This window comes from Ignatzschineria sp. F8392, from assembly GCF_002252045.1.
In the GTDB taxonomy this organism is placed as follows: Bacteria; Pseudomonadota; Gammaproteobacteria; order Cardiobacteriales; family Wohlfahrtiimonadaceae; genus Ignatzschineria.
This window is the reverse complement of record NZ_NEFF01000001.1, coordinates 107,070-132,812: the sequence shown is the minus strand read 5'-3', so window position 1 is coordinate 132,812 and position 25,743 is coordinate 107,070. Positions and strand designations below refer to the sequence as shown.

Annotated in this window: 21 protein-coding genes and 1 riboswitch; of the genes, 9 read left to right on the top strand and 12 right to left on the bottom strand. The window is 42.4% G+C overall.

Going from position 1 to position 25,743, the window contains the following annotated elements; all coding sequences use genetic code 11:
- Nucleotides 1-36: 36 nt before the first annotated feature.
- The 3 genes from B9T19_RS00525 to B9T19_RS00515 all read right to left on the bottom strand — a co-directional run bounded on the left by B9T19_RS00525 (nucleotide 37) and on the right by B9T19_RS00515 (nucleotide 4,429).
- Nucleotides 37-927 (bottom strand): NAD(P)H-hydrate dehydratase, encoded by an 891-nt coding sequence (locus B9T19_RS00525; RefSeq protein ID WP_094566668.1) that lies wholly within the window; start codon nucleotides 925-927, stop codon nucleotides 37-39.
- A 7-nt stretch (nucleotides 928-934) separates the two neighbouring features.
- Entirely contained in the window at nucleotides 935-2,872 is a 1,938-nt protein-coding gene (locus B9T19_RS00520; RefSeq protein ID WP_094566667.1) for a U32 family peptidase, read from the bottom strand.
- Nucleotides 2,873-3,127: 255 nt separating this feature from the next.
- On the bottom strand, nucleotides 3,128-4,429 hold the full coding sequence (locus tag B9T19_RS00515) for a ferric reductase-like transmembrane domain-containing protein (RefSeq protein WP_094566666.1): 1,302 nt from the start codon (nucleotides 4,427-4,429) through the stop codon (nucleotides 3,128-3,130).
- A gap of 421 nt (nucleotides 4,430-4,850) precedes the next feature.
- Between B9T19_RS00515 and B9T19_RS00510 the strand changes: the two genes are divergently transcribed.
- Nucleotides 4,851-5,552 (top strand): methyltransferase, encoded by a 702-nt coding sequence (locus B9T19_RS00510; protein WP_094566665.1) that lies wholly within the window; start codon nucleotides 4,851-4,853, stop codon nucleotides 5,550-5,552.
- A 108-nt stretch (nucleotides 5,553-5,660) separates the two neighbouring features.
- Here the strand turns inward: B9T19_RS00510 and B9T19_RS00505 are convergent, their stop codons facing one another.
- From B9T19_RS00505 to B9T19_RS00485, 5 genes are all read right to left on the bottom strand, one after another.
- Nucleotides 5,661-6,281, bottom strand: coding sequence for an ankyrin repeat domain-containing protein (locus B9T19_RS00505; RefSeq protein WP_369828054.1), 621 nt, complete (start codon nucleotides 6,279-6,281; stop codon nucleotides 5,661-5,663).
- Nucleotides 6,282-6,690: 409 nt separating this feature from the next.
- Nucleotides 6,691-7,779 carry a ThiF family adenylyltransferase gene (locus B9T19_RS00500; RefSeq protein ID WP_094566663.1) on the bottom strand — a complete coding sequence of 363 codons (1,089 nt, stop codon included), beginning with the start codon at nucleotides 7,777-7,779 and terminating at the stop codon, nucleotides 6,691-6,693.
- Between the two features lie 122 nt (nucleotides 7,780-7,901).
- Nucleotides 7,902-8,672 (bottom strand): thiazole synthase, encoded by a 771-nt coding sequence (locus B9T19_RS00495; protein WP_094566662.1) that lies wholly within the window; start codon nucleotides 8,670-8,672, stop codon nucleotides 7,902-7,904.
- A gap of 1 nt (nucleotide 8,673) precedes the next feature.
- The gene (gene thiS / locus B9T19_RS00490; protein WP_094566661.1) at nucleotides 8,674-8,880 is read right to left on the bottom strand and encodes a sulfur carrier protein ThiS; all 207 of its coding nucleotides are present in this window, start codon (nucleotides 8,878-8,880) and stop codon (nucleotides 8,674-8,676) included.
- 25 nt (nucleotides 8,881-8,905) lie between these two features.
- The gene (locus B9T19_RS00485) at nucleotides 8,906-9,598 is read right to left on the bottom strand and encodes a thiamine phosphate synthase (protein WP_094566660.1); all 693 of its coding nucleotides are present in this window, start codon (nucleotides 9,596-9,598) and stop codon (nucleotides 8,906-8,908) included.
- Between the two features lie 43 nt (nucleotides 9,599-9,641).
- A riboswitch (TPP riboswitch) is annotated at nucleotides 9,642-9,750 on the bottom strand.
- 147 nt (nucleotides 9,751-9,897) lie between these two features.
- Here B9T19_RS00485 and B9T19_RS00480 point away from each other — a divergent pair.
- Both B9T19_RS00480 and B9T19_RS00475 read left to right on the top strand, forming a co-directional pair.
- Nucleotides 9,898-10,995, top strand: coding sequence for an extracellular solute-binding protein (locus B9T19_RS00480; protein ID WP_094566659.1), 1,098 nt, complete (start codon nucleotides 9,898-9,900; stop codon nucleotides 10,993-10,995).
- A gap of 11 nt (nucleotides 10,996-11,006) precedes the next feature.
- Nucleotides 11,007-11,924, top strand: a complete 918-nt coding sequence (locus B9T19_RS00475; RefSeq protein WP_094566658.1) for an AEC family transporter — start codon at nucleotides 11,007-11,009, stop codon at nucleotides 11,922-11,924.
- 51 nt (nucleotides 11,925-11,975) lie between these two features.
- Here the strand turns inward: B9T19_RS00475 and B9T19_RS00470 are convergent, their stop codons facing one another.
- Nucleotides 11,976-12,752, bottom strand: coding sequence for an AraC family transcriptional regulator (locus tag B9T19_RS00470; protein WP_094566657.1), 777 nt, complete (start codon nucleotides 12,750-12,752; stop codon nucleotides 11,976-11,978).
- A gap of 205 nt (nucleotides 12,753-12,957) precedes the next feature.
- Here B9T19_RS00470 and B9T19_RS00465 point away from each other — a divergent pair, with 205 nt between their 5' ends.
- From B9T19_RS00465 to B9T19_RS00445, 5 genes are all read left to right on the top strand, one after another.
- Entirely contained in the window at nucleotides 12,958-13,920 is a 963-nt protein-coding gene (locus B9T19_RS00465; protein WP_094566656.1) for a 4-hydroxyproline epimerase, read from the top strand.
- Between the two features lie 80 nt (nucleotides 13,921-14,000).
- Entirely contained in the window at nucleotides 14,001-15,293 is a 1,293-nt protein-coding gene (locus B9T19_RS00460; protein ID WP_233146750.1) for an FAD-binding oxidoreductase, read from the top strand.
- Between the two features lie 66 nt (nucleotides 15,294-15,359).
- A complete protein-coding gene (dapA, locus tag B9T19_RS00455) occupies nucleotides 15,360-16,223 on the top strand; it encodes a 4-hydroxy-tetrahydrodipicolinate synthase (protein ID WP_094566655.1) in 864 nt (287 codons plus the stop codon).
- A gap of 219 nt (nucleotides 16,224-16,442) precedes the next feature.
- Complete coding sequence (locus B9T19_RS00450; protein WP_094566654.1) at nucleotides 16,443-17,924, top strand: aldehyde dehydrogenase; 1,482 nt, start codon at nucleotides 16,443-16,445, stop codon at nucleotides 17,922-17,924.
- Nucleotides 17,925-18,265: 341 nt separating this feature from the next.
- Nucleotides 18,266-19,819 carry a sodium:alanine symporter family protein gene (locus B9T19_RS00445; RefSeq protein ID WP_094566653.1) on the top strand — a complete coding sequence of 518 codons (1,554 nt, stop codon included), beginning with the start codon at nucleotides 18,266-18,268 and terminating at the stop codon, nucleotides 19,817-19,819.
- Between the two features lie 519 nt (nucleotides 19,820-20,338).
- Here B9T19_RS00445 and B9T19_RS00440 read toward each other — a convergent pair.
- The 3 genes from B9T19_RS00440 to B9T19_RS00430 all read right to left on the bottom strand — a co-directional run bounded on the left by B9T19_RS00440 (nucleotide 20,339) and on the right by B9T19_RS00430 (nucleotide 23,871).
- Nucleotides 20,339-21,463: a sodium-potassium/proton antiporter ChaA gene (locus B9T19_RS00440; protein WP_094566652.1), complete on the bottom strand. Its 1,125-nt coding sequence runs from the start codon at nucleotides 21,461-21,463 to the stop codon at nucleotides 20,339-20,341.
- A gap of 192 nt (nucleotides 21,464-21,655) precedes the next feature.
- Entirely contained in the window at nucleotides 21,656-22,630 is a 975-nt protein-coding gene (gene ispB, locus B9T19_RS00435) for an octaprenyl diphosphate synthase (protein ID WP_094566651.1), read from the bottom strand.
- Nucleotides 22,631-22,935: 305 nt separating this feature from the next.
- A complete protein-coding gene (locus tag B9T19_RS00430; protein ID WP_094566650.1) occupies nucleotides 22,936-23,871 on the bottom strand; it encodes a hypothetical protein in 936 nt (311 codons plus the stop codon).
- A gap of 448 nt (nucleotides 23,872-24,319) precedes the next feature.
- Here B9T19_RS00430 and B9T19_RS00425 point away from each other — a divergent pair, with 448 nt between their 5' ends.
- Nucleotides 24,320-25,675 carry an APC family permease gene (locus tag B9T19_RS00425; RefSeq protein ID WP_198959023.1) on the top strand — a complete coding sequence of 452 codons (1,356 nt, stop codon included), beginning with the start codon at nucleotides 24,320-24,322 and terminating at the stop codon, nucleotides 25,673-25,675.
- The last annotated feature ends 68 nt before the right edge of the window (nucleotides 25,676-25,743 follow it).

The following is a 25,743-nucleotide window of genomic DNA, read 5'->3' as shown; positions in this document are numbered from 1 at the left end:
TTGCTCGATCATACGATCATGGTGGATTGATTTTTATCACACATAAGAGAGAGCTAATCGATTTCTCAACATTCGTACCTCATCAATGATTTCATGAGCCGTTAAACCAATGGGACCCATCCCCTTAGCAACAAGAAGATCGGCCGCTTTACCATGGAGCCAAACACCGCTGCGAGCCGCTTCCATCATCGGAATATTTTGCGCTAATAGACTCCCAATAATCCCTGAGAGCAGATCGCCACTTCCTGCGGTAGCTAAGCCACTATTACCGGTCTCATTGCGCCAAATCTCTTGAGTAGGAGAGGCGATAAGCGTATGGTGCCCTTTTAAGATCACCCAACAACCAAACTTCTCCACTAGTCGCTTTGCAGCTCCGGCTCTATCTGCCTGAACCTCCGTTACAGAGACTCCTAATAATCTTGCCGCCTCTTTAGGATGCGGCGTTAAAACCGATTGCGCACCTAATCCTATCGTCCCACAATTGATCTTCCCATCAATATTCCACCGCTCTGATAAGAGATTGAGTCCATCGGCATCAATCAACAATGGTTGATAAGCTGAGATCTCCCTTAAAAGAGATGCCATCAATGCTTGTGCTGAATGATCAACACCTAAGCCACAACCAAAGACCCAAGCGCTCGCACTCTTCTCATTCATGAGATCTTTCGCCTGATGCAACATCAATTCAGGCGCTGTCGCCACTAAAGAGAGTTCAAGTGGTTCTTGATTCAATCCTAAAATCACCTTCCCGCAACCACTCTTTAATGCTGCCATCCCAGCAAGTACTGGCGCTCCTGTCATACCGACTCCGCCTCCAATAATATGGAGCGTGCCAAAGGTCCCCTTATGGCTCTCCTCAGGACGCGGTTGCACTAATGTTGGGAACTGTGCTCTAAACCAATCTTTTTCATCAATGGTTAATCTCATAGGGCCTCTATTTCAGCTCTGATCCTAATAACGCTTGTTTGGCAATATGGGGCTTCATTTTCCCCATCACATGCATTTCACAGGGGCGACAATTAAACTTCAGTGTGTACTCTTCCCCTTTATGGGAAAGCGTGAGCGGCGTGGGTTTAATCTGCCCCTGAACACCGGTCACACCGATAGTCTGTTTCGGGCAGAGATTATATGAAAAACGAAGACAATGTTTCGTGATCATCACCGGTACTTCCCCGAGCTCTTCATGCGCCTCATAGGCGGGTTCAATCATCTTCACGCCATGCTTAAAGTAGAACTCTCGCGCCTTCTCATTATAGACATTTGCTAAGAAGCTGAGCTCCTCAAAGGGGAAAATCGCAGGTGGCTCAACTGGGGATTTGCGTGTACCTCTAACATAATTTTGTTCTATCGCAGCCTCTAGCTGCTCAATAGCATCGCGGCGCAACTGATTGATCATACTTGCCGGGATAAAAGGAATTTCAGAAAGATTAATAGCAATATCAACTAGCTCAAATCCCGTACCGCCAAAACGCTTAAGATTCTTCTCTAATGCCGCTAATCCCTTTTCTGCATCATTCGCCGGCTCAAAATCTCCCGTTAAGATCGATTTTGCATAGTGCCCCTCTTTTGTAAAGAGCTCTAATTGATATCCTTCTACCACTTTGCTAAATATTAGTGTTACTTCTAAGAGGCGCTCTGCTGAATCCTTCGTTAACAATTGACTCCAAACCTGATCATGATTGCGATTCAAAGGATGTTTTTTCTGAATATTGGCGCGCTCTGTAACAAATTCTGCCGGCATCTCATTGGGATAAATAAGATAATGATTCTCCCCAATTTTATCGGCACGATTAACAGCAAAACCAACTGTTTCTCGTTTTACTAAGATATTAAGTCCATCGCCATTCGCAAGTGGCTCCGTAGTTTTTACCTCAATAAAGTTTTTCTTAATATCAAGGATATGACCTATCGGTAAACCCACAAACTTTGGAGATTCAAATGCACCAATATCCCCTTTGCGCTCGTTGACAAAGTAGTCTGTACTGCCGCGATTAAAGGTTTTATCAGGATTGGGTTCAAAATGGTGAACCACTTTGCCATAAGAGGCGCGGGTAAATTCAGGATTTTGCTCAATATAACGATCGATCAAGCGGCGATAATGGGCCGTAATATTCTTAACATACGCCATATCTTTATAGCGCCCTTCAATTTTAAATGAACGAATCCCCGCCTCAATCAGCGCATCGATATTATTCGATTGATTATTATCCTTCATCGATAGGAGATGTTTATCAAAAGCGATCACACGTCCTTCACTATCTTTCAACGTATAGGGTAAACGGCAAGCTTGTGAGCAATCCCCACGATTCGCTGAACGCCCGGTCTCGGCATGAGAGATATAACATTGCCCAGAGAATGCAACACAGAGCGCACCATGGACAAAAAATTCTAATGCGGTGTCAGGACGCGCCTCATGAATCGCTCGGATCTCTTTAAGACTCAATTCACGTGCCAGCACTAATTGAGAAAAGCCGACATCTGCCATAAATTTCGCTTTTTCAAGCGTTCGAATATCTGTCTGTGTCGAAGCGTGTAACTCAATCGGCGGAAGATCGAGCTCTAATAATCCCATATCTTGAATAATCAAAGAATCAACGCCGGCATCATAGAGTTCATAGATCAGCTTGCGGGCCGATTCTAACTCGTTATCATGCAAAATCGTATTGAGGGCAATAAAGACTTTTGCATTAAAGCGATGGGCAAAAGAGGTGAGCTTGGCAATCTCAACAACATCATTCTCAGCGGCATGCCGAGCACCAAATTCAGGACCACCCAGATAGACCGCATCGGCGCCATGAATAATCGCTTCACGGGCAATCTCAACATTTCGGGCAGGACTTAATAACTCTAATTCGTGGGATAATAGGCTCATCTTTCTCGCTACAGCTCAAGTAATTATTAAAATAGGAAAATAGGACAGAAAATCGATAAGAATCGATAAGAGAGTCACATATGAAAAAAAGTGTCGTTTAATTAGAAAGATCCCACACATTGCGGGATCTTTGGCTGATACTCTAATCAGCTATAGGATACTAAGAATCGAGAAAGTTTGCAGACTTTTAAAGAGTGCATCAAAGGAGTATTGATGCGAACGCATCAACTTCAATTACCTCTAATAACCCTCCCATTAACGCATCTCAAAATATTCACAATGAAGATATTTTTTCGGCGATAGATTTTTACTTTTTAAGGTAGATCGAATCGCTTTTGTGATCCCTGTTGGTCCACAGAACCAGACCGATGTCTCCATATCAAAGGGAAGTTTTTTGAAATCAAGATACCCTTTCTCATCACTATAATGAATATATAGTATAACTCCTGCTTTCTCAGCAAGCGCTACCAAATAATCGACCATTAACGCTTCATCTCGATTTCTTACGAGATAATAGAGAGTGATATCGTACTTCGACACTTTCCCTTGCAAGGATTCTAACCAAGCAATAAAAGGGGTAATTCCAACGCCGCCGGCAATCCAGATCTGTTTCGGTAAAGGTGAACTCTCATATGAGAATCGACCATAAGGCCCTTCTATATTGAGTCTATCCCACACTTTCCAACGTTTAGGGATCTTACGCGTATAATGCCCTAACTCCTTAATCACAAAGCGGATTGTTTGATCATCATGCACACTTGAAGCAATCGTAAAGGGATGTCGTTCTTTATACGCTGGATGTTGCACAAAAGCATATTGCCCTGAAGTATGCATCCAATTCATCGGCATTTCACAATCCACAATGGCGCTATTTGCGGAGAAGTCGAGCGATTTAATCGTTGCCTGATAACGCTTACCGCGACCAATAAACCCGAAAAGAGAGACCAATGCAGCATAAATACCAATGAGCATTATAACGATCAAAACAATGCCGAGCGGCTCACTCCAATAACGCGCCGGCGCTAAAACAATCGTATGGAAAATAATCGCTAAAAAGAGTAATCCCATCACCTTATGGGTTTTTCGCCAAAAACGGTACGGAATCTTTTTCAGCAGTGTAATAACGAGCATAATGGCAAAGAGATAGAAGAGGATCTCCCCCACATCTTTCGCTAAAGAGTGATAACTATCGAGCCAAGCAACTGTTTCTGCCTTCGGTTTTGGCCCCTTTTCAAAATAGGGCTTTAAGAAACTCTTACTCAATTTGACACCATAATGAAGAAGCGCTGCCGTAATCGCCCAGATCCCTAACCATTTATGGACATAATAGATCTTATCCATCCCATTAAAGAGCGGCTCTAAGAATCGAGGTCGAAGCGCTAATAACATAATAACGCCCATCGGAATAAGCGCTAAGATGCCGGTCAGATTGATAAGCTCCTTACGCCAAAGCCATACGCCCCAATCGCTTGCACTATAATTGCTAACAACATCTGCACCCCATAAAAGAAAGGAGAGGATCAATACCCCCCAAACAATCTGCTTCTCTCTTACCATTTTATCGCCTCTTACTTGCTATTTTATGCTTCTACCGACTACCAATGTCATTATCATGACAATTTAATCTTAAAGGCATCTTAAGCATTGCGACGGATAATAAAAAAATATTTTAAAATTGTTTACTAGTTATTTTTATGTGGTTTTTTACTGAGTGTTTTATTGAGTATTTGTTTTATTGAGTATTTTGTTGAATGTTTTTTAGATGTTTTTTGTGCGCTTTTTGTGTGCTTTTTGCTATTTAAAAAATATAATGGATTACATTTTTTTTGGTGGCAGAAAATATTATTTTCAAAACATTATTTTTAAAATGATATTTTCAAAAATATTATTTATATTCCCCATTATTAGCTTTATGACAGGCGATTTGCGATAGTGAATACTCTATTGGCAATTAAGCGAGGCATCTTCATACGCATTCATGAATAATATAACTCCCTATAAGACTAAAGAGCAGCAGATCGAGATTCATCCTGATCTCTCGCTTAATATCACCTCCCTCTTCGATCAACAACAATTCTTCGACCCACTCAACCAAGCCGCACGACTCGGCATCTGCTCTGCTGCTTGGCCCCTCTTTGGTATGCTCTGGCCCTCAAGTATTCAATTGGCCCTGAAGTTGATTAAACGCCCTATCGACAAAAATAGTACACTGCTTGAGATCGGTTGTGGTCTTGGAATTGCGAGTATGACGGCCAAAATTTTGGGCTACGATATTACCGCGAGTGATCGCCATCCTCTTGCCGGAAAATTTCTACAAAAAAATAGCTTACAGAATGAGATTCCTCCCATTCGCTTTAAACATAGTCAATGGGGTGATGTCCCTACCCCCGCTTTAACTGATACCAACGCGCCACTACTTAAATCCCAATATGATCACATCATCGCCAGTGATGTTCTCTATGAGCCCAATGCGGCAAAAGAGGTCGCCCAACTGATCGATCGCTTTGGTGCGAAAGAGTGTACCGTTTGGATTATCGATCCTAATCGGGGATACCATAATCACTTTAAGCGAGCCATGGCACAATATGGTTTTCACTTGACAGAGATGCGAGCCATCACAACCCCCATCAATAATGAACCCTATCGAGGTCGTTTAATGGTTTATCAGCGAACGTCATAAAAAAAGCGCTCAAGATTGAGCGCCCAAACCAGATCTAAAAACAGCTTTAAAAATAGAATATCTGACATCAATCTTAAGCGCAGATACTTTAACTGATACTAACTAAATTTACTGACAGGTTGCATCACCGGTACGATGATTAATCGCACCATGCGCAATGAGTAGTGCTTGCATCTCTTTATAATCATTTTGACAAGCATAACTCAATGCACTCTGATTATAAGAAGGCCGATTCGGATTCTGCTCGGTAGTTACTTTATTAAGGTCAGCACCTTGCGCGATCAGATACTCCACAACATCTAAGCGATTATTACTCGCTGCGACCATCACCAGTGACTCTCCATCATCTTCATATGAGGTATCGTTAATATCATATTGCTCTTTTAATGCCTCATGGAGCTTCTTCACAATATTGACATTTTTACCGAGTACGGCCGATTTTAAGGCGTGATAGACATCACCCTTATCGGTCGCCCAAAGATCCGCGCCTTGATCCACTAAGAAGTCAACCATATCTTCATAACCGATAAATGCGGCCCACCCTAACGCAGTCTGATCTAAACTGCCCACATCTTTCACTTCGATATCTTGACCATTAGCCACCATCGCTTTCACCTTTTCAAGATCTCCCTGTTTGACTGCATCAAACCAGAGCGCATCAGGCCCCTTAGAGGGCTCTTGATAAAAGATCCGATGACGTAGCTTCTTATCATTAGCAATATCTTGCATCTCTTCTAAATTGAATCGAAATCCACTATCCGCGGGCGTTGCTTCTGACGCAACATCTACAACATCTGTAGTAGTCACTACTTCGACAATCTCATCAGCATGAGAGAAGAAGAGCAGAGAGGCAAGGGTTGCCGCTAAAATCTGCTGACTGAAGGATTTTAAATTTTTTTTAGATTGCACATTTGTTTTCATCCACTAACTCTCCTAAAAAGCATCAAAAAATGGGGATATGATTCGTTCTAGATAACGATTTCCTAAATAACAATTATTAATAAACCTGCACAAAATAACACGCTTTTAAATAAAGAAAAATAACTCTTTAAGAAATTAAGTTGTGCTTCAGCGGCATTAATAACAATAATAGTATCAATGATATCAAGATATATAGACACCAATAGTTCGTCATCAATTAAGACGCTACCACTCTATTATAGAGTCTCAATGCTTCCTCCGTATCGGTAACACCATAGACAATGCCTCGCCCATCAGCGAAGAGAATCACGCGATGTGAGGGAAGATGGATATTGAGAAAGTATTCATTATATTGATACGGAATGTGATCATGATCGAGCCGGTTTTTTAGTCGTTCAAGATCGAGCGGTTCAACCTCCCGAATCATAACAGAGCCATCACCACAGAGTCGCTCCGCTTCTCTTTTTTTCTGATGAAGCGCAGGATAGGTAGGATTCTCGCCACATGTTGGGCAATGTGGATTTTTAAGGCGATGAAGATTGATATTTTGAGGATGAAAATCCCAAAGATCGATAGAGAAGAGTGTCTCTCTAACCGCTTCGCGATCGGCAAAATATTTCATCGCTTCAGTGGTTTGAATACTAGAGATCATCTGCAATATGGGCTGAATCACCCCTACCGAACTACAGGTATCATGATGCTCTAAAGGCAGCGTCTGTAAAAGACAGCGTAAACAGGGGGCATTATCATCCGCTAATCGCTCTGTGCCACTATTTTTAATGCGCTCTTGCTCACTTCGATCGATCATAGGCGACATATTAAAGTTATAACTCATCCCATAACTCTCTAATGCCGAACCAAAAATCCAAGGGATCTGCAATTTATAGCAAGCATCATTGATCAACATCCGTAGTGCAAGATTATCGGTCCCATCGAGTAGTAGATCATGCCCTGCAATCAAGGATTCAATATTATCACTCGAAACATCAGCAATATGGGTGCTAATCTCAATATCTTGATTAATCTTACGAAGATGCGCTTTAAGAGCGATCACTTTAGGTAGTGCTTTTTCGGCATCCTCCTCAGTAAAGAGCGTCTGCCGCTGAAGATTAGAGCGCTCGACAAAATCTCGATCGATCAATGTTAATCGCCCAAAACCAGCACGCGTTAAAGTTTCCGCATGTTGAGCACCTAACGCTCCACAACCTAATATCACCACATTCGCACGATTAAATGCCTTGACCCCGGCAGTGCCAATTTTATAAAAACGGGCTAAACGATCATAACGGGAATCGATCTCACTCATCTACATTCTCTCTATCTCTTAGGGGTATTATCACTCTATTTTATGATGAGGCCCCACCGATTTGATGAGGCCCTTAAAATTAAAGTTCATTGCAAAATTAAAGCTTATTGCAAGGTCAGAGATCAGGAGCTGATCAATCCTGTCAATGGACTACTTGCTGTTGCATGCCCCTTCATCGGCATTCGTTTTGCCTCATAAGCTAAACGTCCCGCTTTTGTTGCAAGATTCATCGCTAATGCCATCTTGATGGGATCTTCACTATAAGCGACGGCACTATTCATCAAAACACCATCTGCCCCAAGCTCCATAGCGAATGCAACATCTTTGGGGCTCCCTAATCCAGCATCAACAATTACCGGCACAGTTGCTTGTTCAATAATATATTGCAGATTGAGCGGATTGATAATTCCTAAACCACTACCAATCGGTGAAGCTCCCGGCATAATCGCATGGCACCCCATCTCTTGGAGGCGTCTTGCTAAAACTACATCATCGGAGGTATAGACCAATACCGTCATCCCCTCTTCAAGCAACATCTCTGTTGCACGAAGCGTCTCAACAGGATCGGGAAGTAATGTTTTAGGACAACCAATAATCTCTACCTTAACCATATCGCAAAGACCAGACGCATGTGCAAGCTTTGCCGTTCTTACCGCCTCTTCTGCTGTATTTGCACCGGCAGTATTAGGGAGTAACTTATACTTTGTCAGATCGAGCGCTTCGAGAAGATCAGGCTGATTATCATCAAAAATATTCATTCGGCGAACAGCAAAAGTTAATACTTCCGATTCACTCGCCTCTACCGCCCCTTTCTGCTCCTCAAAAGTACGATATTTCCCCGTTCCTAAAAAGAGTCGGGAGTTAAATTCAAATTTTCCTATTTTAAGTGTCATCCTAGCCACCGCCTACGAAATGTACAATTTCAAATTGATCACCAGCAACAACCGCTGTTGTTGTGTAATCTTCCTTTTTTACAACTTCACGATTCTTCTCAACAATAAAGAACCTTCGATTCTTTAGATCAAGGTGCTCAATCAACTTTGCGATATTATCAATATCTGCCGTGATCTTAACCTTTTCACCATTAATCATAATCTCCATATAATGATCTCCATATAATTGATCTTTAGCGATTACCTCTATCTAAAATCTCTCTTAATGCTTTTGCTTTTAGACGCCCCCGCTCAATATCGAAAAGATGATTGGCAACAGGAAAGAGCGCTGACATCACTGCCGCACCATCGATAACATCACAAATCTTAGGTAAGGTATCGACATCGATTCCACCAATTGCGATCAATTTTCCTTGCACTTGTACGCCTCGATCTTGCACTTCTCGATCTTGTACTTCTCGACCTTGCACCTCTCGACTATTAATCGCCTTAAAAGCGGAGATTAAGGGGTCGATCCCTAAGGCAGGATAGTGCTTTTCACTTGTGCGAAAGATATGGCCTAAATAACCATAATCGTAATGAGAGAGCTCCCGCTCTACAGCGCTCACTGTATGAAAAGAGCGGCCAAACTTCATCTCCGGAAAAGCATCTTGCATTCGCGTAATAGAGAGACTCTGCTCTGTCAGATGGGTTCGAGGAATACCAAAGGCATGGGCAATATCAGCGCGATCGTTAACAATCAATTTTTCAACAGGAATTCCGCGCGCTAAAATTCGCTCAATTAAGCGTCCTAAACTTTTGGAAGAGCGCGACTTCTCTCGAAGCTGAATATAATCCACATAAGGGGTTATCGCTTCGATCATCGATACAAGATTTTCATCTGGAATAGTAGGAATATCTCGCGTTACGGCGTGTAGTAATGTCATCTATTTTCTCCATTGCAGAGAGTCGGCACACACAGCCACGAGCGCAGTGTATTCGCCACTTTCCTCCGCTAGTATTAACTAGATCAGGTGATAAGAGTCCCGAAGTTTTACTTCAATCTCAGCTGTTTTCAACAGCACCTCTAGGGGAATAACAATCATTTTTTAATGTTTTTTCAATCGTTTTTGAGTATAGAAGATCTCACCCCTTTGAGCAAATCTCTTTTTTTTAGGGCTATCATCTTCTCCCCTTTTATGCTAAAAATCAGAATTCGATATCTTTCTATGAGGAGAAGATCTCAATGCGCGCTATTTTTCGCTTAATCACACTCACCGCTCTCTGCGGATTGACACAGTTCTCAATGGCTAAAGAGCCCACTAAAGAGTTAAAGATCTATAACTGGGTCTCCTATATCGATCAAGAGCTGATCGATGAATTTACGGCACAAACTGGCATTAAAGTGATTGCGGATGCTCTAGATAGCAATCAGACGCTGCTCGCTAAAACGCTCACCGGCAATTCTGGATATGATATTGTTGTCCCTTCTGATTTTGCCGTCACCTATCTGATGGAAGCAGATCAACTACTAAAACTCGATAAGGAGAAGATTCCCAATTATAAAAATATTTGGCCTTTTGCACTTGAGAGTCTCTCAACTTTTGAAAATATCAATGATTACGCCATTCCCTATTTTTGGGGAACTACCGGAATCGGCTTTGATGCAGCAAAGATCAAAGAACTTGCACCCGATGCACCACTCGATTCTTATGCGTTACTGCTCGATCCACAATATGCCTCAAAAGTGGCTGAGTGTGGTATCTATGTACTCGATAGCCCTATTGAGACAACGCCACTGATCAATATGTATCTTGGAATCGACCCGGAGTCGACCGATAAAAAAGATATCGAACAGGTGCAAGCAACATTAGAGAGCATTCGTCCCTATGTGAAAAAATTCCACTCATCAGAATATATCAGTGCGATTGCCAATGGCGATGCATGCCTTGCAGTAGGTTGGTCCGGCGACTTCTTTATTGCTAAAAATGCCGCAGAAGAGATGGGAAGAGAGAATGATATCCAATATATTCTTCCTAAAGAGGGAACGATTGTCTGGTTTGATGAGATGGTGATTCTCAAAGATGCCAAAAATGTGGATGAAGCGTATCAATTTATCAATTTTATGTTAGATGCTAAAAATAGTGCGCGTGCTGCTAATAAGATTATGTTCCCAACAGCAAATGAGGCCGCATTTGAGTATATTGAGCCGGAGTTACGCAATAATCCGATTATCTTCCCCTCGGAAGAATCTTTAAAAAATGTTCATATTAAGCGCCCCTATGATCTTCGCCAACAGAAAGCACTCACGCGTATGTGGATTAAGATGAAGAGTGGTCAATAGGAAAAAATCAGATGTTTGCGACACTCTTATCAGTTTTGCCTATCTTTGGGCTTGTGATTACAGGATTTATTGCAAAGCGGCTTCTGCCGAGTCATGAGCTCTGGAAAGGGATTGAAGCTTTGGTCTACTACCTCTTCTTCCCTATTTTACTGATCTTAGAGATCTCAAAAGCAAACTTCTCAGAACCGGGCTTGATAGAAGCGTTGTTAGCAACTTTTATTGCAACGCTTCTTATCGCTCTCTTACTCTTTCCAATCAAGCACTTTTTTAAGATCGAAAATCGGCTCTTTACCTCTATTTTTCAAGGCGGAACACGTTATAACTCCTATGTCTTCTTAGCGCTATCACAATCGCTTTTTGGCAGTTCCGGCATTATCATTGCCGGCGTTTTTATGGCCTATATGATTATTATAATCAATATCCTCTGTATCTCTGTTCTCAACCTCTATGGGAGCAATCAGAGTGGAAAGAAGAGTCTTGGCGGAATATTACTCGCCCTTCTTAAAAACCCGCTCATTATCGGAGTTCTGATCGGAATTGCCGCCAATTTTCTGCAGATCGAGTTAAGTGGTCCATTTAAACAATGGATGCTCTATCTTGGCAATAGCGCAACTCCTTTGAGCCTGATGTCCGTCGGCGCAGGGCTGATTATTATGATGGATGCCGGCAAGATGAAAGCGATCACTTTTGCGATCGTCCTCAAGCTTCTTTTAATGCCGGCTATCACTATTTTTCTCTTAAAGATATTGGGGGTTGAAGGAATCACTGCCGGCATTGCACTGCTCTTTGCCACGATGCCCTCTGCCGGCAATGCCTATATTCTCTCAAGGCAGATGGGAGGTGACTCCGATGCCATCGCCTCGATGATCACCTGGAGCACCCTACTCTCCATCATCACAATCCCGCTGATTATGAGTCTTGTTATCTAAGTGAGAAAAAGAGAGATCAGCATGACTGCTATAGTGTGGCGCTCTGCTCTTTCAAGAGGCTAATGCAAGTTTAAATTCTGTCGGCGTCATATTGGTGACCTCCTTAAATTTACGGCTAAAGGCGCTATGGTCGATATAGCCACACTGCATCGATACCTCTGTAATCGAAAGATCTTGGGAGAGAAGATGGATCGCATGTTCAAAGCGTTTCTTCTGAATAAGCTGTAACGGCGTCATCAGAAAGATCTCCCGAAATTGTCGATTCAGTTGAGAAACAGAGAGATGTGCCATCTCTGCTAACTCTTGAGTGGAGATCTGCGTAAAGAAATTTTCACTGACATAATCGAGAACACGATTGAGCCTCACATTAAGATCTGTTCGCACAAACTTATCATCCTGTATATCAACCGATATCCCCACAACGCCGACTACTTTCAGATTGATATCAGTAATGGGAATTTTTGTCGTCATACACCACCCCATTGAGCCATTATTGTAAGTATGAAGTTCTAAGCGATTTAAGATAGAGGAGCCGGTCTCAATTACCTTAAAGTCTTGTTCTTCATAGAGAGATCCAAACTGACTCTGAAAGACATCTGTTGAGGTTCGTCCGATAATCTCCTCCAATGATCTCAATCCTGCTCGCTCTAAAAAACAGTGATTAACTAGCTGATAACGCGCCTCACGATCCTTTACAAAAAAGGTGATATTAGACATCGAATTGATCAAGGGCATGATCAACTTAATATGCTTTGTAAACTCCTCTAAATGACTCACTAAAAAAGCTTGCTGACCTTGGTACTTTTCCAAAAAATTTTGTATCAACATGAAGTTCCTCCTTCTGATAGCAAGTGATGCTCCGCTATTTTTCTTCTTTTTAGCTGTTTTTATCTATTTTTTATCTATTTTCAGCTTTTTTCGGTTTTTATCATTGTGCTATTTAGCGCATCACTTTGATCAAAACATATCAAGAAACCTCAAGACAAATCAAGCAGACTAAATATTAAGCAGCCAAAGCGAAGGAGAAACGAGAATGAATTTATCACTCGAAAGAATAAAAGTATTAGATTCACATACAGGCGGTGAGCCGACCCGATTAGTTTTAGAAGGCTTTCCCGATCTTGGGAATGGTTCAATGGCTGAGCGTCTTGAAATTCTTAAAAACCGTTTTGATCACTTCCGTAAGGCGGTCATCTTAGAGCCTCGTGGCAATGATGTACTTGTGGGTGCCCTCCTCTGTTCACCAACAAATCCAGAAGCAACCGCCGGAGTGATCTTTTTTAACAACAAAGGCTATCTCGGTATGTGTGGCCATGGCACGATCGGCTTGATGGCCTCCCTCCTCCATCTTCAAAAAGTAGAAGCGGGCGAACATCTTATCGAAACACCTGTAGGAGATATTCGCACCACACTTCATGAAGATGGTTCTGTAAGCTTAAAAAATGTGCCGGCCTATCGTTATCGAAAAGCGGTGAGCGTTGATGTGCCAGAATGGGGGCGTGTTACCGGTGATATCGCTTGGGGTGGCAACTGGTTCTTTTTAGTCAATCAGCACTTTTTGGATATTGATTTAAAAAATGCCGTGCAACTAAGTGACATTACCTTAAAGATTATGGTGGCCCTTAAAGCTGCCGGCATTACCGGGGCTAATGATGAAGAAATCGATCATGTTGAACTCTTCCAATCAACACCGACTGCCGATAGCCGTAGCTTTGTGATGTGTCCTGGCGGCGCTTATGATCGTTCCCCTTGTGGTACAGGGACGAGCGCTAAGGTGGCAACACTCGCAGAAGATGATCTATTAGCGGAAGGTGATATCTGGATTCAAGAGAGCGTTATCGGCAGTCAATTTCAGGCAAGTTATCAGCGCGAAGGAGAGAAGATTATCCCCATTATTCGGGGGCGCGCCTATATCTCTGGGGAGAATACACTCCTTCTCGACCCCGACGATCCATTTCGTTACGGCATCTCAACCGATTGCGATAATCCCTCTTAAGCAGAGATATCTCCCTATGGAGATCGCTTGAGAGCAGATTCAAAGAACAGATCAATCTAAGAGAAGAAGCGGAGATCTTTATGGCTAATAGAGAGAAAACTAGTAGAGAGAAAACTAATAGAGAGAGAGCTAGTAGAGAGAGAAAAATGATTGTTGTGGGCGGTGGCTTAATTGGATTAACCATTGCTCTCGAGCTCCAAAAAGCGGGCATCGATACCCTTCTGCTTGAGAAAGAGCAAGTCGGTCGCGGTGCATCGTGGGGTAATGCCGGGCATATTGCTACAGAGCAGGTCTATCCCATTGCTGATCCCTCTATGCTCAAATCGCTCCCAAAGATGTTATTAGATCCTCTTGGTCCTCTACGAATTGATTGGCGCTATCTGCCTCAATTGATGCCTTGGGGAATGAAGCTTCTTAGTAATATGCGATCAGCCCCTTTTGAAAGAATTCATCAGTCATTAAGAGTGTTGAATAGAGCCGCCCTTCCCTCTTGGGAACGCTTTAAAGAGCGTTGGGCACTTCAATCTTGGGTCAAAATTGAGGGTTCACTCCTTGTCGCAGAAAGGGAGCAATCCCTCGAGCAGTTACAAAAACATGGTGAAAAACTCAATGCTCTTGGCATCAAGAATCAGCTACTAGAACGGCAAGCGCTACTCGATAAGGCTCCGGCATTGGCCGACTCTCAATTAGGTGCGCTCCTCTTTCCTGATACTGGGCATATTGTAGATCTATCTGCCCTGATTGATCATCTCCTCACTCAGTTTCAGCAACTAGGTGGAAGCATGATCGAAAATTATGAAGTCGATTCAATCAAAAAACTCTCTTCAAAAAAGGTGGAGGTGGTCGCTAATGGAGAGCTCTTCACTGCCGAAAGCATTGTTTTAGCGACGGGTGCTTTCTCAAAGCCCTTTGCAAAAGCCTTAAGCGGATTCAATCTCCCCTTGGAAACAGAACGAGGTTACCACCTTATGCTTCCCCATGAAAAAGAGCGGCTCTCTATTCCAATCTCCAGTATCGATCGTAAATTTATTATGACCCCGATGAATAGTGGATTAAGACTTGCTGGCACAGTGGAGTATGGGGGATTGAAACTTCCTCCCGATATGCGCCGCGCACAAAATTTCCTCCCTTTAGCAACACCGATGTTAAAGGATCCTTTAAATGCAACAGACGCGACAGAGTGGATGGGATTTCGCCCAACGATGGCTGACTCTCTCCCGGTGATTGATCAAGTTGATAACTGCTACTACGCCTTTGGGCATCAGCATCTCGGTATTACACATGCCACTTTAACAGCCGAGATCATCACCGCACTCTATCTCAATCAACCCCCACCGATCGATGTAAAACCTTTTGCGATCGATCGTTTTTAATAACAATTCAAGATCAGCAAACTGATCAGCAGACTGATTAATAAACCAATCATAGGAGATTGAATAATGAAATTACATGGTATCTACGTTCCTTTAGTCACCCCTTTTAAAGAAGATGGTTCCCTCGATATTGCAACTTTAGAACAATTAACTGAACAGTTTATCGCAAAAGGGGTTGCCGGCCTTGTTGCCTGTGGCACAACAGGCGAGTATTACACCTTAACAGAAGAGGAGCGAGAAGCAGTTCTCACAACCGTTGCTAAAATCGCTAAAGGGCGTGTCACCCTCATTGCCGGCATTAATGATCTCTCAACTGCAGGAACGGTAAAGCGCGCGAAAGAGGCGGCAGCCCTTGGCTATGAAGCATTCATGCTCGCACCTCCAGCCTATAGCTTACCAGACCAAGCAGGATTAATTGCCCATTATGAAACAGTCGCAGAAGCGACCGATATTCCGATCATTATGTATAACTTCCCAGCTCGTGTCGGTATCGAGATTGAGTATGAGAGCGTTCTTCATCTTGCGAAAAACCCCAAAATTATTGGTCTTAAAGAGAGTAGCGGCGATTTTAGCCGTGCTCTTCGCTTACTTCAGACCCCTTTTGAAGACTTTGAGATTGTCTGTGGTTGTGATGATCAGCCGGTTGACTTCTTCTTCTGGGGTTCTCAAAGCTGGATCGCCGGTGCGGGGAATGTCTTCCCTGAAGAGCAGGTTGCACTCTTTAATGCCACACAAAAAGGGGATTGGGATCTTGCACGCAATATTATGAAAGAGATCTACCCCGCGATCCATTCAATGGAGTCAGGCAACTATAATCAGAAAGCAAAATTGGGCTGTCTAAAAGCAACACTCTCTGTTGGGAAAGTAAGACTCCCCTTATCTGATCTCTCTGATGAGGAGCGCGATGCCTTTTTAGCATTCTTCCGCTAAAAGGAGCAGATACAAAAGGGAGAAAATGATGAGTAATCAAACAGGATCGATGCGATTTTCCATTGATTATTGTCGAAGATCTCATGATACTAATTCTCCCTTTTTTCTGAAGCGCTTCACTTTTAACAAGATAAGAGCGAAACGTACGACAGAAAAAAATAGTGAATCACAAATCGTGAGTCGCAAATAGAGATTCAGATAAATTTAAGGAGTATATTGATGATTAGAAAAAAAGAAGAGATCTTTGAGCAAGCCCAAAAAGGCGCGCTTATTGCGCAAAATAGAATTGCCGGTCATCCACTTAATAACGCCGTTTTAGAGAATATCTCTCCGATAGATAAAAATATCATTGGCACCATTACTGATGGCGATGCCAACGATATCGATGCAGCCGTCAAGGTTGCGAGAGATACCTTTGAATCAGGTATCTGGAGTAAAAAATCTCCGGCAGAGCGTAAAGAGGTGATGTTACGATTTTGCGATCTACTTGAAAAGCATCAAGAGGAACTTGCTGCACTCGATGCGGTTGATGCCGGTAAGCCCATTACAGAGTGTCTCAACACCGATATGCCAGCAACAATTGAGACCTTCCGCTGGTATGCAGAAGCGATCGATAAACTCTTCGGAAAAGTCGCCCCTACAGATAGCGATACGTTAGGACTTATTGTTAGAGAACCGATCGGCGTTGTCGGTGCAGTATTACCATGGAACTTCCCGGCACAGATGTTTGCTTGGAAAGTGGCGCCGGCATTAACTGCTGGAAATTCTGTCATTGTAAAACCTGCAGAATTGACCTCACTCAGTGCTTTTAGAATGGTTGAACTTGCATATGAAGCAGGCGTCCCGGAAGGCGCTTTGAGTCTTGTTCTAGGATTAGGAGAAAAGGTTGGCGAGGCGCTCGGTCGCCATATGGATGTTGATGTGGTCTCCTTTACAGGATCGACCGAAGTAGGGCGTTACTTCCTGAAATACTCTGCTGAGAGTAACCTTAAAGAGATTATCTTAGAATGTGGCGGAAAGAGCCCTCAAATCCTCTTTGAAGATGCCGATATTGATGCCGCGATTCCCCATATTCTCGCCTCAGCCTTTTGGAATATGAGTGAGAACTGTAGCTGTGGCTCTCGCCTGCTTCTTCATGAATCGATTAAAGAGGAGGTCTTAGAAAAGTTAGTTGCGGCACTCTCTGAATGGAAGGTCGGAAATCCTTTAGATCCTTCTGTCTCTATCGGGCCGATGATCGAAGAAGCACACTTTAACAAGGTCAAATCCTTTATCGATATCACTCTAAAAGAGGGAGGTAATCTCGTTGCCGGCGGTAAAATCCATTCCGACTTAGGCAGTGGCTGGTATATCGAACCGACAATTTTTGATAATGTTCGCCCCGATATGACCCTTTTTCAAAATGAGGTCTTTGGCCCTGTTCTCGCCGTTGTGAGTTTCCAATCAGATGAAGAGGCGATCGCGCTCGCAAATGACTCTCACTATGGTTTAGCGGCCTCTTTCTATACCCAAAATATCAAGCGAGCTTTCCATGTTGCTGCCGCGATTAAAGCAGGAACAATCTCAGTCAACGGCTTTAGTGAGGGGGATATTACTACACCTTTCGGAGGTTTTAAACAATCAGGTTTTGGCGGTAAAGATAATGGCCTAGAAGCCTTTGAACAATATACCGCACAGAAAGTGATCTGGTATATGCATTAATCAGCATCCATTAATCAGTATCACTGTAGTAACTAACATAACTAACGTAACTGACATAACAGAAGAGCGGGAAAGGGAGAAGATCTCCCTTGCCCCTCTTCCCTATTAATACTTTAGCAATTAACGACAAATCAACTAAAATCATCAATCCCAATCAGCAATTCAAGTCAGCAATTCAAATCGTCGATACGTTACTGTATCGAATATCTAAAAATTACTACCAAACAAAAAAACATTTCGACCCTATCGATCACTATAAAAATAGAAAAAATAGAGCTTCAAATCATTAAATAAGATCGATCATCAATAAAAATAGGGCGATATCATCGGAGGATAAAACTATGCAAAGCATCGTTGATACATTGGTAGGCTATATCTGGGGAAATGCACTCGTTGCACTCTCTCTCGGAGCTGGTCTCTATTTCACAATTATCACTCGAGGAGTTCAATTTCGTTATCTGATCGAGATGATCAAGCTACTAAAAGAGGGGAAAAGTTCCCAAGAAGGGATCTCTTCATTCCAGGCCTTCTGTCTAGCACTCTCAAGTCGAGTGGGTGTTGGTAATATTGCCGGCGTTGCCACAGCAATCGCTGCCGGTGGTCCAGGCGCAATCTTCTGGATGGCAGTGATGGGGCTATTAGGTGGCGCAAGCGCTTTTGCCGAATCAACTCTTTCACAGGTCTATAAACAGAAAGTAGATGGGCAATATCGTGGGGGCGCTCCCTACTACATTGAGCGAGGTCTTGGCTGGAAACCTTTTGCTATTTTAATGGCGGTCGTGATCTGTATCTCATATGGTTTCTTAGTGCCGGGAATCCAATCAAATACTATTGCCGATTCTTTTAATACTGCATTTAATATCCCGCCCGTTTTAACAGGCATTGTTATAACTATCGCAATGGCTTATCTCATCTTTGGGGGTGTTAAACGTATTGCTAATTATGCCGATAAGATTATTCCCATCATGGCGCTTCTCTATATCATCTTAATGTTTGTAATCTTAGGGGCGAATATTACACAAGTTCCGGCGATGTTTAAATTGATTATCTCGAGTGCATTTGGAATGGATGCGATCTTTGGGGGTATTGTTGGCTTAGCGGTTGCTTGGGGTGTACGGCGTGCGGTCTTCTCAAGTATGGCTGGTGCCGGAGAGGCAACTTTTAGCTCCGCAGCAGCTGAAGTGAGTCATCCTGTTAAACAGGGATTAATCCAAGGGTTTTCAATCTATATCGATACCGTGATTGTCTGTGTTGCAACGGGATTGATGATCTTAATTACCGGGATGTATAATGTTACTCCTCCGGGAGGTGAAGCGATTGTTGAGAATATCCCCGGTATTAGTGCCGGAAGCGCATGGTCTCAAATGGCAGTATCGAGCGTTTTTCCTAACGCTGGTGCGGGATTTGTTGCAATTGCAATCTTTCTCTTCGCCTTTACCACATTAATGGCCTACTACTATATTGCCGAGACGGCGATGATCTTCTTAGATCGTAAGATTAAATATCCACTTTTAACACTCTTATTAAAATTTATCTTCCTTCTCACAATGTTCTTCGGCAGTATTGAATCGGTCGATTTAATGTGGGGATTTGGAGATATTGGCTTCGGTAGTATGAGTTACCTCAATCTTGTGGGAATTATCCTTCTCTCAAAACCACTCTATCGCACCTTTAAAGATTATGAGCGCCAAAAGCGGGAAGGAAAAGATCCCATCTTTAATCCTGATATTGCCGGCGTTAAGAATGCAGATCTATGGCGTGAAATCAGTAAAAAGTATGAGGAAGGCAATCCCTACAATGGTGGCTCAAAACCCCATACGATTGCTGATCGATTAGAAGACCGTTACAAACATGAGGCGCCCATTAGGAGAAAACCGCTTCCTTCAGAACTTTAAGAAGTATTTAACCTGTATTAAACAAGTATATAGAAGCGATTTGAAGACTATTTAAGAGTCATTAAAAAATAGAAATAGAAGATAGAAAAATAGAGCGTTACGGATAATTTCCGCAACGCTCTTTTAATCTCTCAACTTTAATCTCTCAACCATTACTCTGATAATCTCGGCATTAAAATGCCGATCTACCGGCATGCTCCCGGCGATGAAGGATCTTTCATTTATATCAACAGAAGCTGACTCATAGCGGGAGAGAATGCTTGCAGCTTCGGAAAGATCATGAGCCCGCAGATGAGCGATCGTTTAATCCCTCAACTTTAATCTCTCAACCCTTATTCCGATCATCTCGGCATTGAAAATGTTAATCTGCCGGCATACGATTGTTAAAAGAGCATGATCGTTCTCTCCGGCAACTCTCAAATCTTCTTACTTCAAATAGCAAAAAGCACCATCAATGATGATGCCTTTGCATACTCTTAACTCTCTACTCTATAGAGCAAGATCGATTTGAACCTTGCTCTATTCGCCACCTAATAACAACATTAAAAATGCGCCAAAAATGACAAGATGAGCAACACCATCCACCTTATTGGTTCGGCCACTATCAAATGTTGCCTGGCAGAGTACAAATAGTCCCGCTAATAGCACAACATCGGTAATCGGCAGACCTAAAACAATCTGATGCCCTGTTAAGAGAGAGATAATAACCACCGCAGGAACGGTTAGAGAGATTGTTGCTAAAACAGAACCGAAATACATATTAACTGCGCGTTGTAACTTATTATTCAAGACTGCCCGCATCGCCCCTAATCCTTCCGGCGCAAAGATCAGAATCGCGACAATCAACCCTGTTAAAGCTTTCGGCGCATTGAGATTATCAAGCAAAGATTCTAAAGGAGCTGAATCTACCTTAGTAATCGCAACCACCGAGATCAGATGAATCACCAACCAGATACCATGCCAAAGATTGGAATGTGGAGAGGGAATCCCTTCATGATTCTCATCCTGATCTTCATGATCATAGATAAAGAGACTCTGATGCGTTCTTGTCTGAATCACAAGGAAAACAGCGTAAAGAACAGCTGAAAGAAATGCTACAACAATTAATTGTCCTTTGCTAAAGGTTCCACCCGGCATAAAGCTTGGTAGAATCAAAACCACTAGAACAAGAGGGATAATCGCTGTTGTATATTGCGTCACCCCACCTAAATTGACATGTTGTGTCTTAAACTTTCGCCCCCCTAAAAGTAGCGAAATCCCCACAAAACCACTAATCACTAACATGATCAATGAGTAGAGCGTATCTCGCATCAGTGTGGCATAAGGATCGACCCCATTCTCCCCAACACCAGGACTTGATGACATCACCGCCGTAATTAAACTCACCTCTAAGATCACAACTGAAAGACTCAAGATCAAAGAACCATAAGGTTCTCCTAAGCGATGGGCAAAGATATCTGCATGACGCACCACACTAAAAGCACTATAGAGAATAGCCACTAATGAGATGAGATTAATTAAGATCAAAAAGGGGGTGGATTTCGTACTTCCAAAAAAGAGATCAAATGCAATGACGATAATTGCCAATAGGAGCGCATACTCCTTATGCCGCGTTCCTCTCTTTTCACTCACTGCTTCACTCATCTGCAACTCCTCTTGTTAACTGTTATCGATATAATCCATTATTCCATTATCTCACTTTATAAATTGAGACGTTAAAAAATAGCGACAATAATAGAAGCAATAAAAAACAATAAAAAAGACAATAAGAAGACAATAAAAAAAGGATGTTGCCATCCTTTCTTCAACTTCGATCACTCTTGATAAAGACGCTCTCTAAAATTTCCGCTCTACAGCATAATTTGCCAATGTTTTCAGCGCTTCTTTATAAGGAGATTCCGGTAGACGGCTCAATGCTTCAATCGCAAGTTTTGCTTGCGCAACTGCCACTTGATGTGTGTAATCGAGCGATTTTGTCTTCTCAATCACCGCTAAAATAGCATCTAATTTTGAGATATCGGCATTGACAAGTGCATCTTGAATTAAGGCTGCATCTTCTTTCGTCCCTGCACGCATCGCATAGATCAAGGGAAGCGTCGGTTTCCCTTCTGCAAGATCATCTCCGGTATTTTTACCCATCTCTGCTGCCGTTGCGGTGTAATCTAAAATATCATCAATCAGTTGAAAGGCGGTTCCAAGATACATCCCGTAAGTTGCTAACTCTTTTTCGAAATCATCACCACCTGCTTCGCGCGTTAGGATTCCGGCAACTGCCCCGGCAGCTTCAAAAAGACGCGCCGTCTTAGAGTAGATGACATTCATATAATTCTCTTCTGTGGTGTCGGGATCACCAATATTCATCAACTGCATCACCTCCCCTTCTGCAATCACATTTGTCGCATCAGAGAGAATCCGCATAATGGGCATCGAATCGAGACTGACCATCATCTGGAAAGAGCGAGTATAGATAAAGTCGCCCACAAGAACCGCTGCCTCATTTCCCCATAATTCATTCGCCGTCTCTCGACCGCGACGCATATCGGAGTGATCAACGACATCATCATGAAGAAGCGTTGCCGTATGAATAAACTCAATCAAGGCAGCCGCCGTGATATGCCCTTCTCCCTCATACCCCGCAGCACGCGCAGCAAGAAGCGTAATCAAGGGCCGTAAACGTTTGCCGCCAGATGAGACAATATATTGTCCGACTTGATTGATCAGGACGACATCTGAATAGAGTGCCGTTAATATCTTCTCGTTAACAGCATTGAAATCTTTCTTTGCAAGCGCTTGAACAGCTTCTATTGACATTGCTTTGCTACCTTAATGATTAAATAAAATAAATAGTATCTAATTTTACAGGAGAATTTGCTCCTGTTGGATCTTATTTGGATCTGCATCAAATTCGATTCAATCCTAATCAAATCTAATTTAGATTCTTTTCAGCCCCTCTTCGAGCGATCTTTATAAAAAGGTGATAGAGAGAAGAGAGATTCCTTCAAAGATCATGCTTAATCCCTCATTATAAGGGTTATTAGCGATAAAGGTAATCTCTCCTGATCAAAGTTGCTAAGAAGTTATGACATAATCACCTTAAGTTCTCAATTTTCCTAATATTACTGAGCCGTATAGAGAGATGCATCAGGACGATACTGAAAGCGGATCTTTGGTAGATAATCACGATTAATACTCATCAGCTGATGACACATACGTCCATGAAAGCGGTAATCACTCTCATAACATTGATCAACGCGCCAAAGCGCCGGCATCGATTGTTGTAATGCTTGAAGTTCTAAACGATACCCTTCTCGCTCTTGTAAAAGATGCTGATATTTCTCATCCGCAGCTAATGCTATTTCGATATGATTCTGCAACAGCGCTTCCCCATTATCGACAGCCTTCGATGACTCTTTTAACTGCTCTTTTAAATATTTTCGGCTCTCCTCTTCCTGCTTTCGATAATGGAGCGCTAACGCCTCATCGACTGCTTTAAGATCTTTATCGAGCTCTAAGTTCTTCTGCAATTGCGCTTCATACTCATTCATTAAGTTTTTAATGCGCTTATCAAGCGTCTTATCATTGAGGGCAAAAAGCGTACCATCTTGATGAGTATAGATACCGGGAAGATGCTCAACACTATTGGCAAAGAGCGCTCGATGAGAGAGCGTTTGCGCCGTCTCCTCTCCGGTAAAACGAGGTAATGTCTCCATCTCAATCAACCATTTTTGATCATCCCCTTCTTGGGCAACAACAACGGCATCAAACTGATTATTCTCTTCCCCATTTAAAGGCGTGTAGATCTTAATATTGCCAAAGGTGGTCAAAAACTGATAGCGACCATCACGATATTTAAAGGTGCCATTAATATCATAGAGCGCTCGATGCTCATCTATCGGAGAGACGGTTTTAATATGACTACTTGTAATCTCAATTCCGGAAGATGGATCACGAAGCGCCTGAAGATCGGCCAAATCTGGGCCTGCAGGCTGACAGGCCGCTAGTAAAAGTGAACTGCCTACCAATAAAGCAATCTTATTCCAGTGTCGATTCATCGCTAATATGACTCCATTTTTCTTAATATTATTAATAATTATCACTCCATATTAGCTCAAAATACTCTTAAAGATGACTCATTTTTAATATTGTTTACCCAAAATAGAACATCACTGCTGATCTTGAGAAATACTCGATTAACTCTAGTTTAAGAGATCATCCTCATCATTCATCAACAAAAAAATAGCGCGTAACACCTGCAATTATTGATTGAAATCAATCTCAGGGTATGTATAAATAGAGTTGCATGTAACACACCAAGATAAGCTTGAGCGCTATGATCCCTTTTCAACAATCAACTTTCATTAATTGAATGTTCATAATCTGAGTGTCAGTTTAACAATAAAAGTTAAAAGAGGATCAAAGCAATCATTTAATCAAGAGTGCCAAAATAAAAGATCAAATAATAGATCGAATAAAAAAGAACAAAGACTCAAGGAGGAGTTTATGAGTAAAAAGATATCATCCATCGATGTCTTATTTTTAGCCATGGGAGCAATGCTTGGCTGGGGCTGGGTCATTCTATCAGGAGAATGGGTAGCTACCGCTGGCTTTTTAGGAGCCTCAATCGCTTTCTCTGCAGGTGGAGCTCTCATTATTTTAATCGGCTTAACTTATGCTGAATTAGCAACAGCGATTCCTGAAACGGGTGGTGGTGTAGCTTTTGTTCAACGAGCATTCAATATGCCCTTAGCTTTTCTCGCTGGCTGGTCTGTTCTATTTGGTTATATGTCTGTAATTGCCTTTGAGGCCGTTGCTCTACCAACTGTTATTGACTACATTTCGCCGCTAAACCATCACATTCACCTCTGGAATATTGCCGACTCAGATGTCTACCTCACATGGGCTTTGATAGGATCATTTGGTGCACTCTTACTTGGCGCACTAAACTATCGAGGGATAAAATCTGCCACCATTTTACAAACCGTTTTCACCATAGCCATTGTCGGCGTTGGTTTTCTCTTAATATTCGGTGCAGGATATTACGGAGATTCAGAGAATTTAAAACCCTACTTTAGCGGTGGATTTGATGGGCTAATGCAGGTTTTGATTATGGTTCCTTTTATGTTCGTAGGGTTTGACGTTATCCCACAGATTGCCTCCGAAGTAAAAGCGACAAAGTCGATTGGAAAAATTCTTATCATATCGATTTTATCTGCGCTAATCTTCTATGTTCTGATTATTTACGGTGTATCGATCGGCCTCCCACATAGTGAACTTTTAACCTCTAAATTAGCAACTGCAGATGCTATGAGTAATTTATTTGATAGTCCCTTACTAGGGAAAATCCTTGTCATAGGCGGAATTGCTGGAATCATTACGAGTTGGAATGCTTTCGTGATAGGGGGAAGCCGTATTATGTATGCGATGGCGATAAGAGGGATGTTGCCACAATGGTTTGCAAAGATGCATCCTAAATTTCATACGCCCTCTAATGCCATTCTCTTTTTAACAGCATTAGCATTCTTAGCGCCGTTTCTTGGACGACAAGCGTTAAATTGGCTCGTCAATGCTGGAAGCATCGGTATTGTATTAGGCTACCTTATTGTCACCCTTGCTTTCTTACAACTTCGCCGACTTGAACCCCATCTTGAACGCCCTTATGCTGTTAAATATCCTAAAACTATTGGCTGGATTGCTGTCTTACTCAGTATTGGCTTTCTTTCCCTCTACCTACCGGGTATGCCTGCGGAATTAAACTTTCCTATTGAATGGAGCCTTGTTTTAGGTTGGTATCTTATTGGCGCGTATTTTCTTCTTGGTCATTCAAAAGGAAGATATCTTCAAACGACCTCTAACTAGAAAGTCCCATTGTATCAAAATGAAACAACAGTCCATCGACTGATCAAAATGATTGGTGAGGTCAATTC

Coding starts and splice junctions, on each gene's coding strand:
- B9T19_RS00525 (WP_094566668.1), bottom strand. CDS start 927: ATGAGATTAACCATTGATGAAAAAGATTGGTTTAGAGCACAGTTCCCA.
- B9T19_RS00520 (WP_094566667.1), bottom strand. CDS start 2,872: ATGAGCCTATTATCCCACGAATTAGAGTTATTAAGTCCTGCCCGAAAT.
- B9T19_RS00515 (WP_094566666.1), bottom strand. CDS start 4,429: ATGGTAAGAGAGAAGCAGATTGTTTGGGGGGTATTGATCCTCTCCTTT.
- B9T19_RS00510 (WP_094566665.1), top strand. CDS start 4,851: ATGAATAATATAACTCCCTATAAGACTAAAGAGCAGCAGATCGAGATT.
- B9T19_RS00505 (WP_369828054.1), bottom strand. CDS start 6,281: ATGCAAGATATTGCTAATGATAAGAAGCTACGTCATCGGATCTTTTAT.
- B9T19_RS00500 (WP_094566663.1), bottom strand. CDS start 7,779: ATGAGTGAGATCGATTCCCGTTATGATCGTTTAGCCCGTTTTTATAAA.
- B9T19_RS00495 (WP_094566662.1), bottom strand. CDS start 8,672: ATGACACTTAAAATAGGAAAATTTGAATTTAACTCCCGACTCTTTTTA.
- thiS (WP_094566661.1), bottom strand. CDS start 8,880: ATGGAGATTATGATTAATGGTGAAAAGGTTAAGATCACGGCAGATATT.
- B9T19_RS00485 (WP_094566660.1), bottom strand. CDS start 9,598: ATGACATTACTACACGCCGTAACGCGAGATATTCCTACTATTCCAGAT.
- B9T19_RS00480 (WP_094566659.1), top strand. CDS start 9,898: ATGCGCGCTATTTTTCGCTTAATCACACTCACCGCTCTCTGCGGATTG.
- B9T19_RS00475 (WP_094566658.1), top strand. CDS start 11,007: ATGTTTGCGACACTCTTATCAGTTTTGCCTATCTTTGGGCTTGTGATT.
- B9T19_RS00470 (WP_094566657.1), bottom strand. CDS start 12,752: ATGTTGATACAAAATTTTTTGGAAAAGTACCAAGGTCAGCAAGCTTTT.
- B9T19_RS00465 (WP_094566656.1), top strand. CDS start 12,958: ATGAATTTATCACTCGAAAGAATAAAAGTATTAGATTCACATACAGGC.
- B9T19_RS00460 (WP_233146750.1), top strand. CDS start 14,001: ATGGCTAATAGAGAGAAAACTAGTAGAGAGAAAACTAATAGAGAGAGA.
- dapA (WP_094566655.1), top strand. CDS start 15,360: ATGAAATTACATGGTATCTACGTTCCTTTAGTCACCCCTTTTAAAGAA.
- B9T19_RS00450 (WP_094566654.1), top strand. CDS start 16,443: ATGATTAGAAAAAAAGAAGAGATCTTTGAGCAAGCCCAAAAAGGCGCG.
- B9T19_RS00445 (WP_094566653.1), top strand. CDS start 18,266: ATGCAAAGCATCGTTGATACATTGGTAGGCTATATCTGGGGAAATGCA.
- B9T19_RS00440 (WP_094566652.1), bottom strand. CDS start 21,463: ATGAGTGAAGCAGTGAGTGAAAAGAGAGGAACGCGGCATAAGGAGTAT.
- ispB (WP_094566651.1), bottom strand. CDS start 22,630: ATGTCAATAGAAGCTGTTCAAGCGCTTGCAAAGAAAGATTTCAATGCT.
- B9T19_RS00430 (WP_094566650.1), bottom strand. CDS start 23,871: ATGAATCGACACTGGAATAAGATTGCTTTATTGGTAGGCAGTTCACTT.
- B9T19_RS00425 (WP_198959023.1), top strand. CDS start 24,320: ATGAGTAAAAAGATATCATCCATCGATGTCTTATTTTTAGCCATGGGA.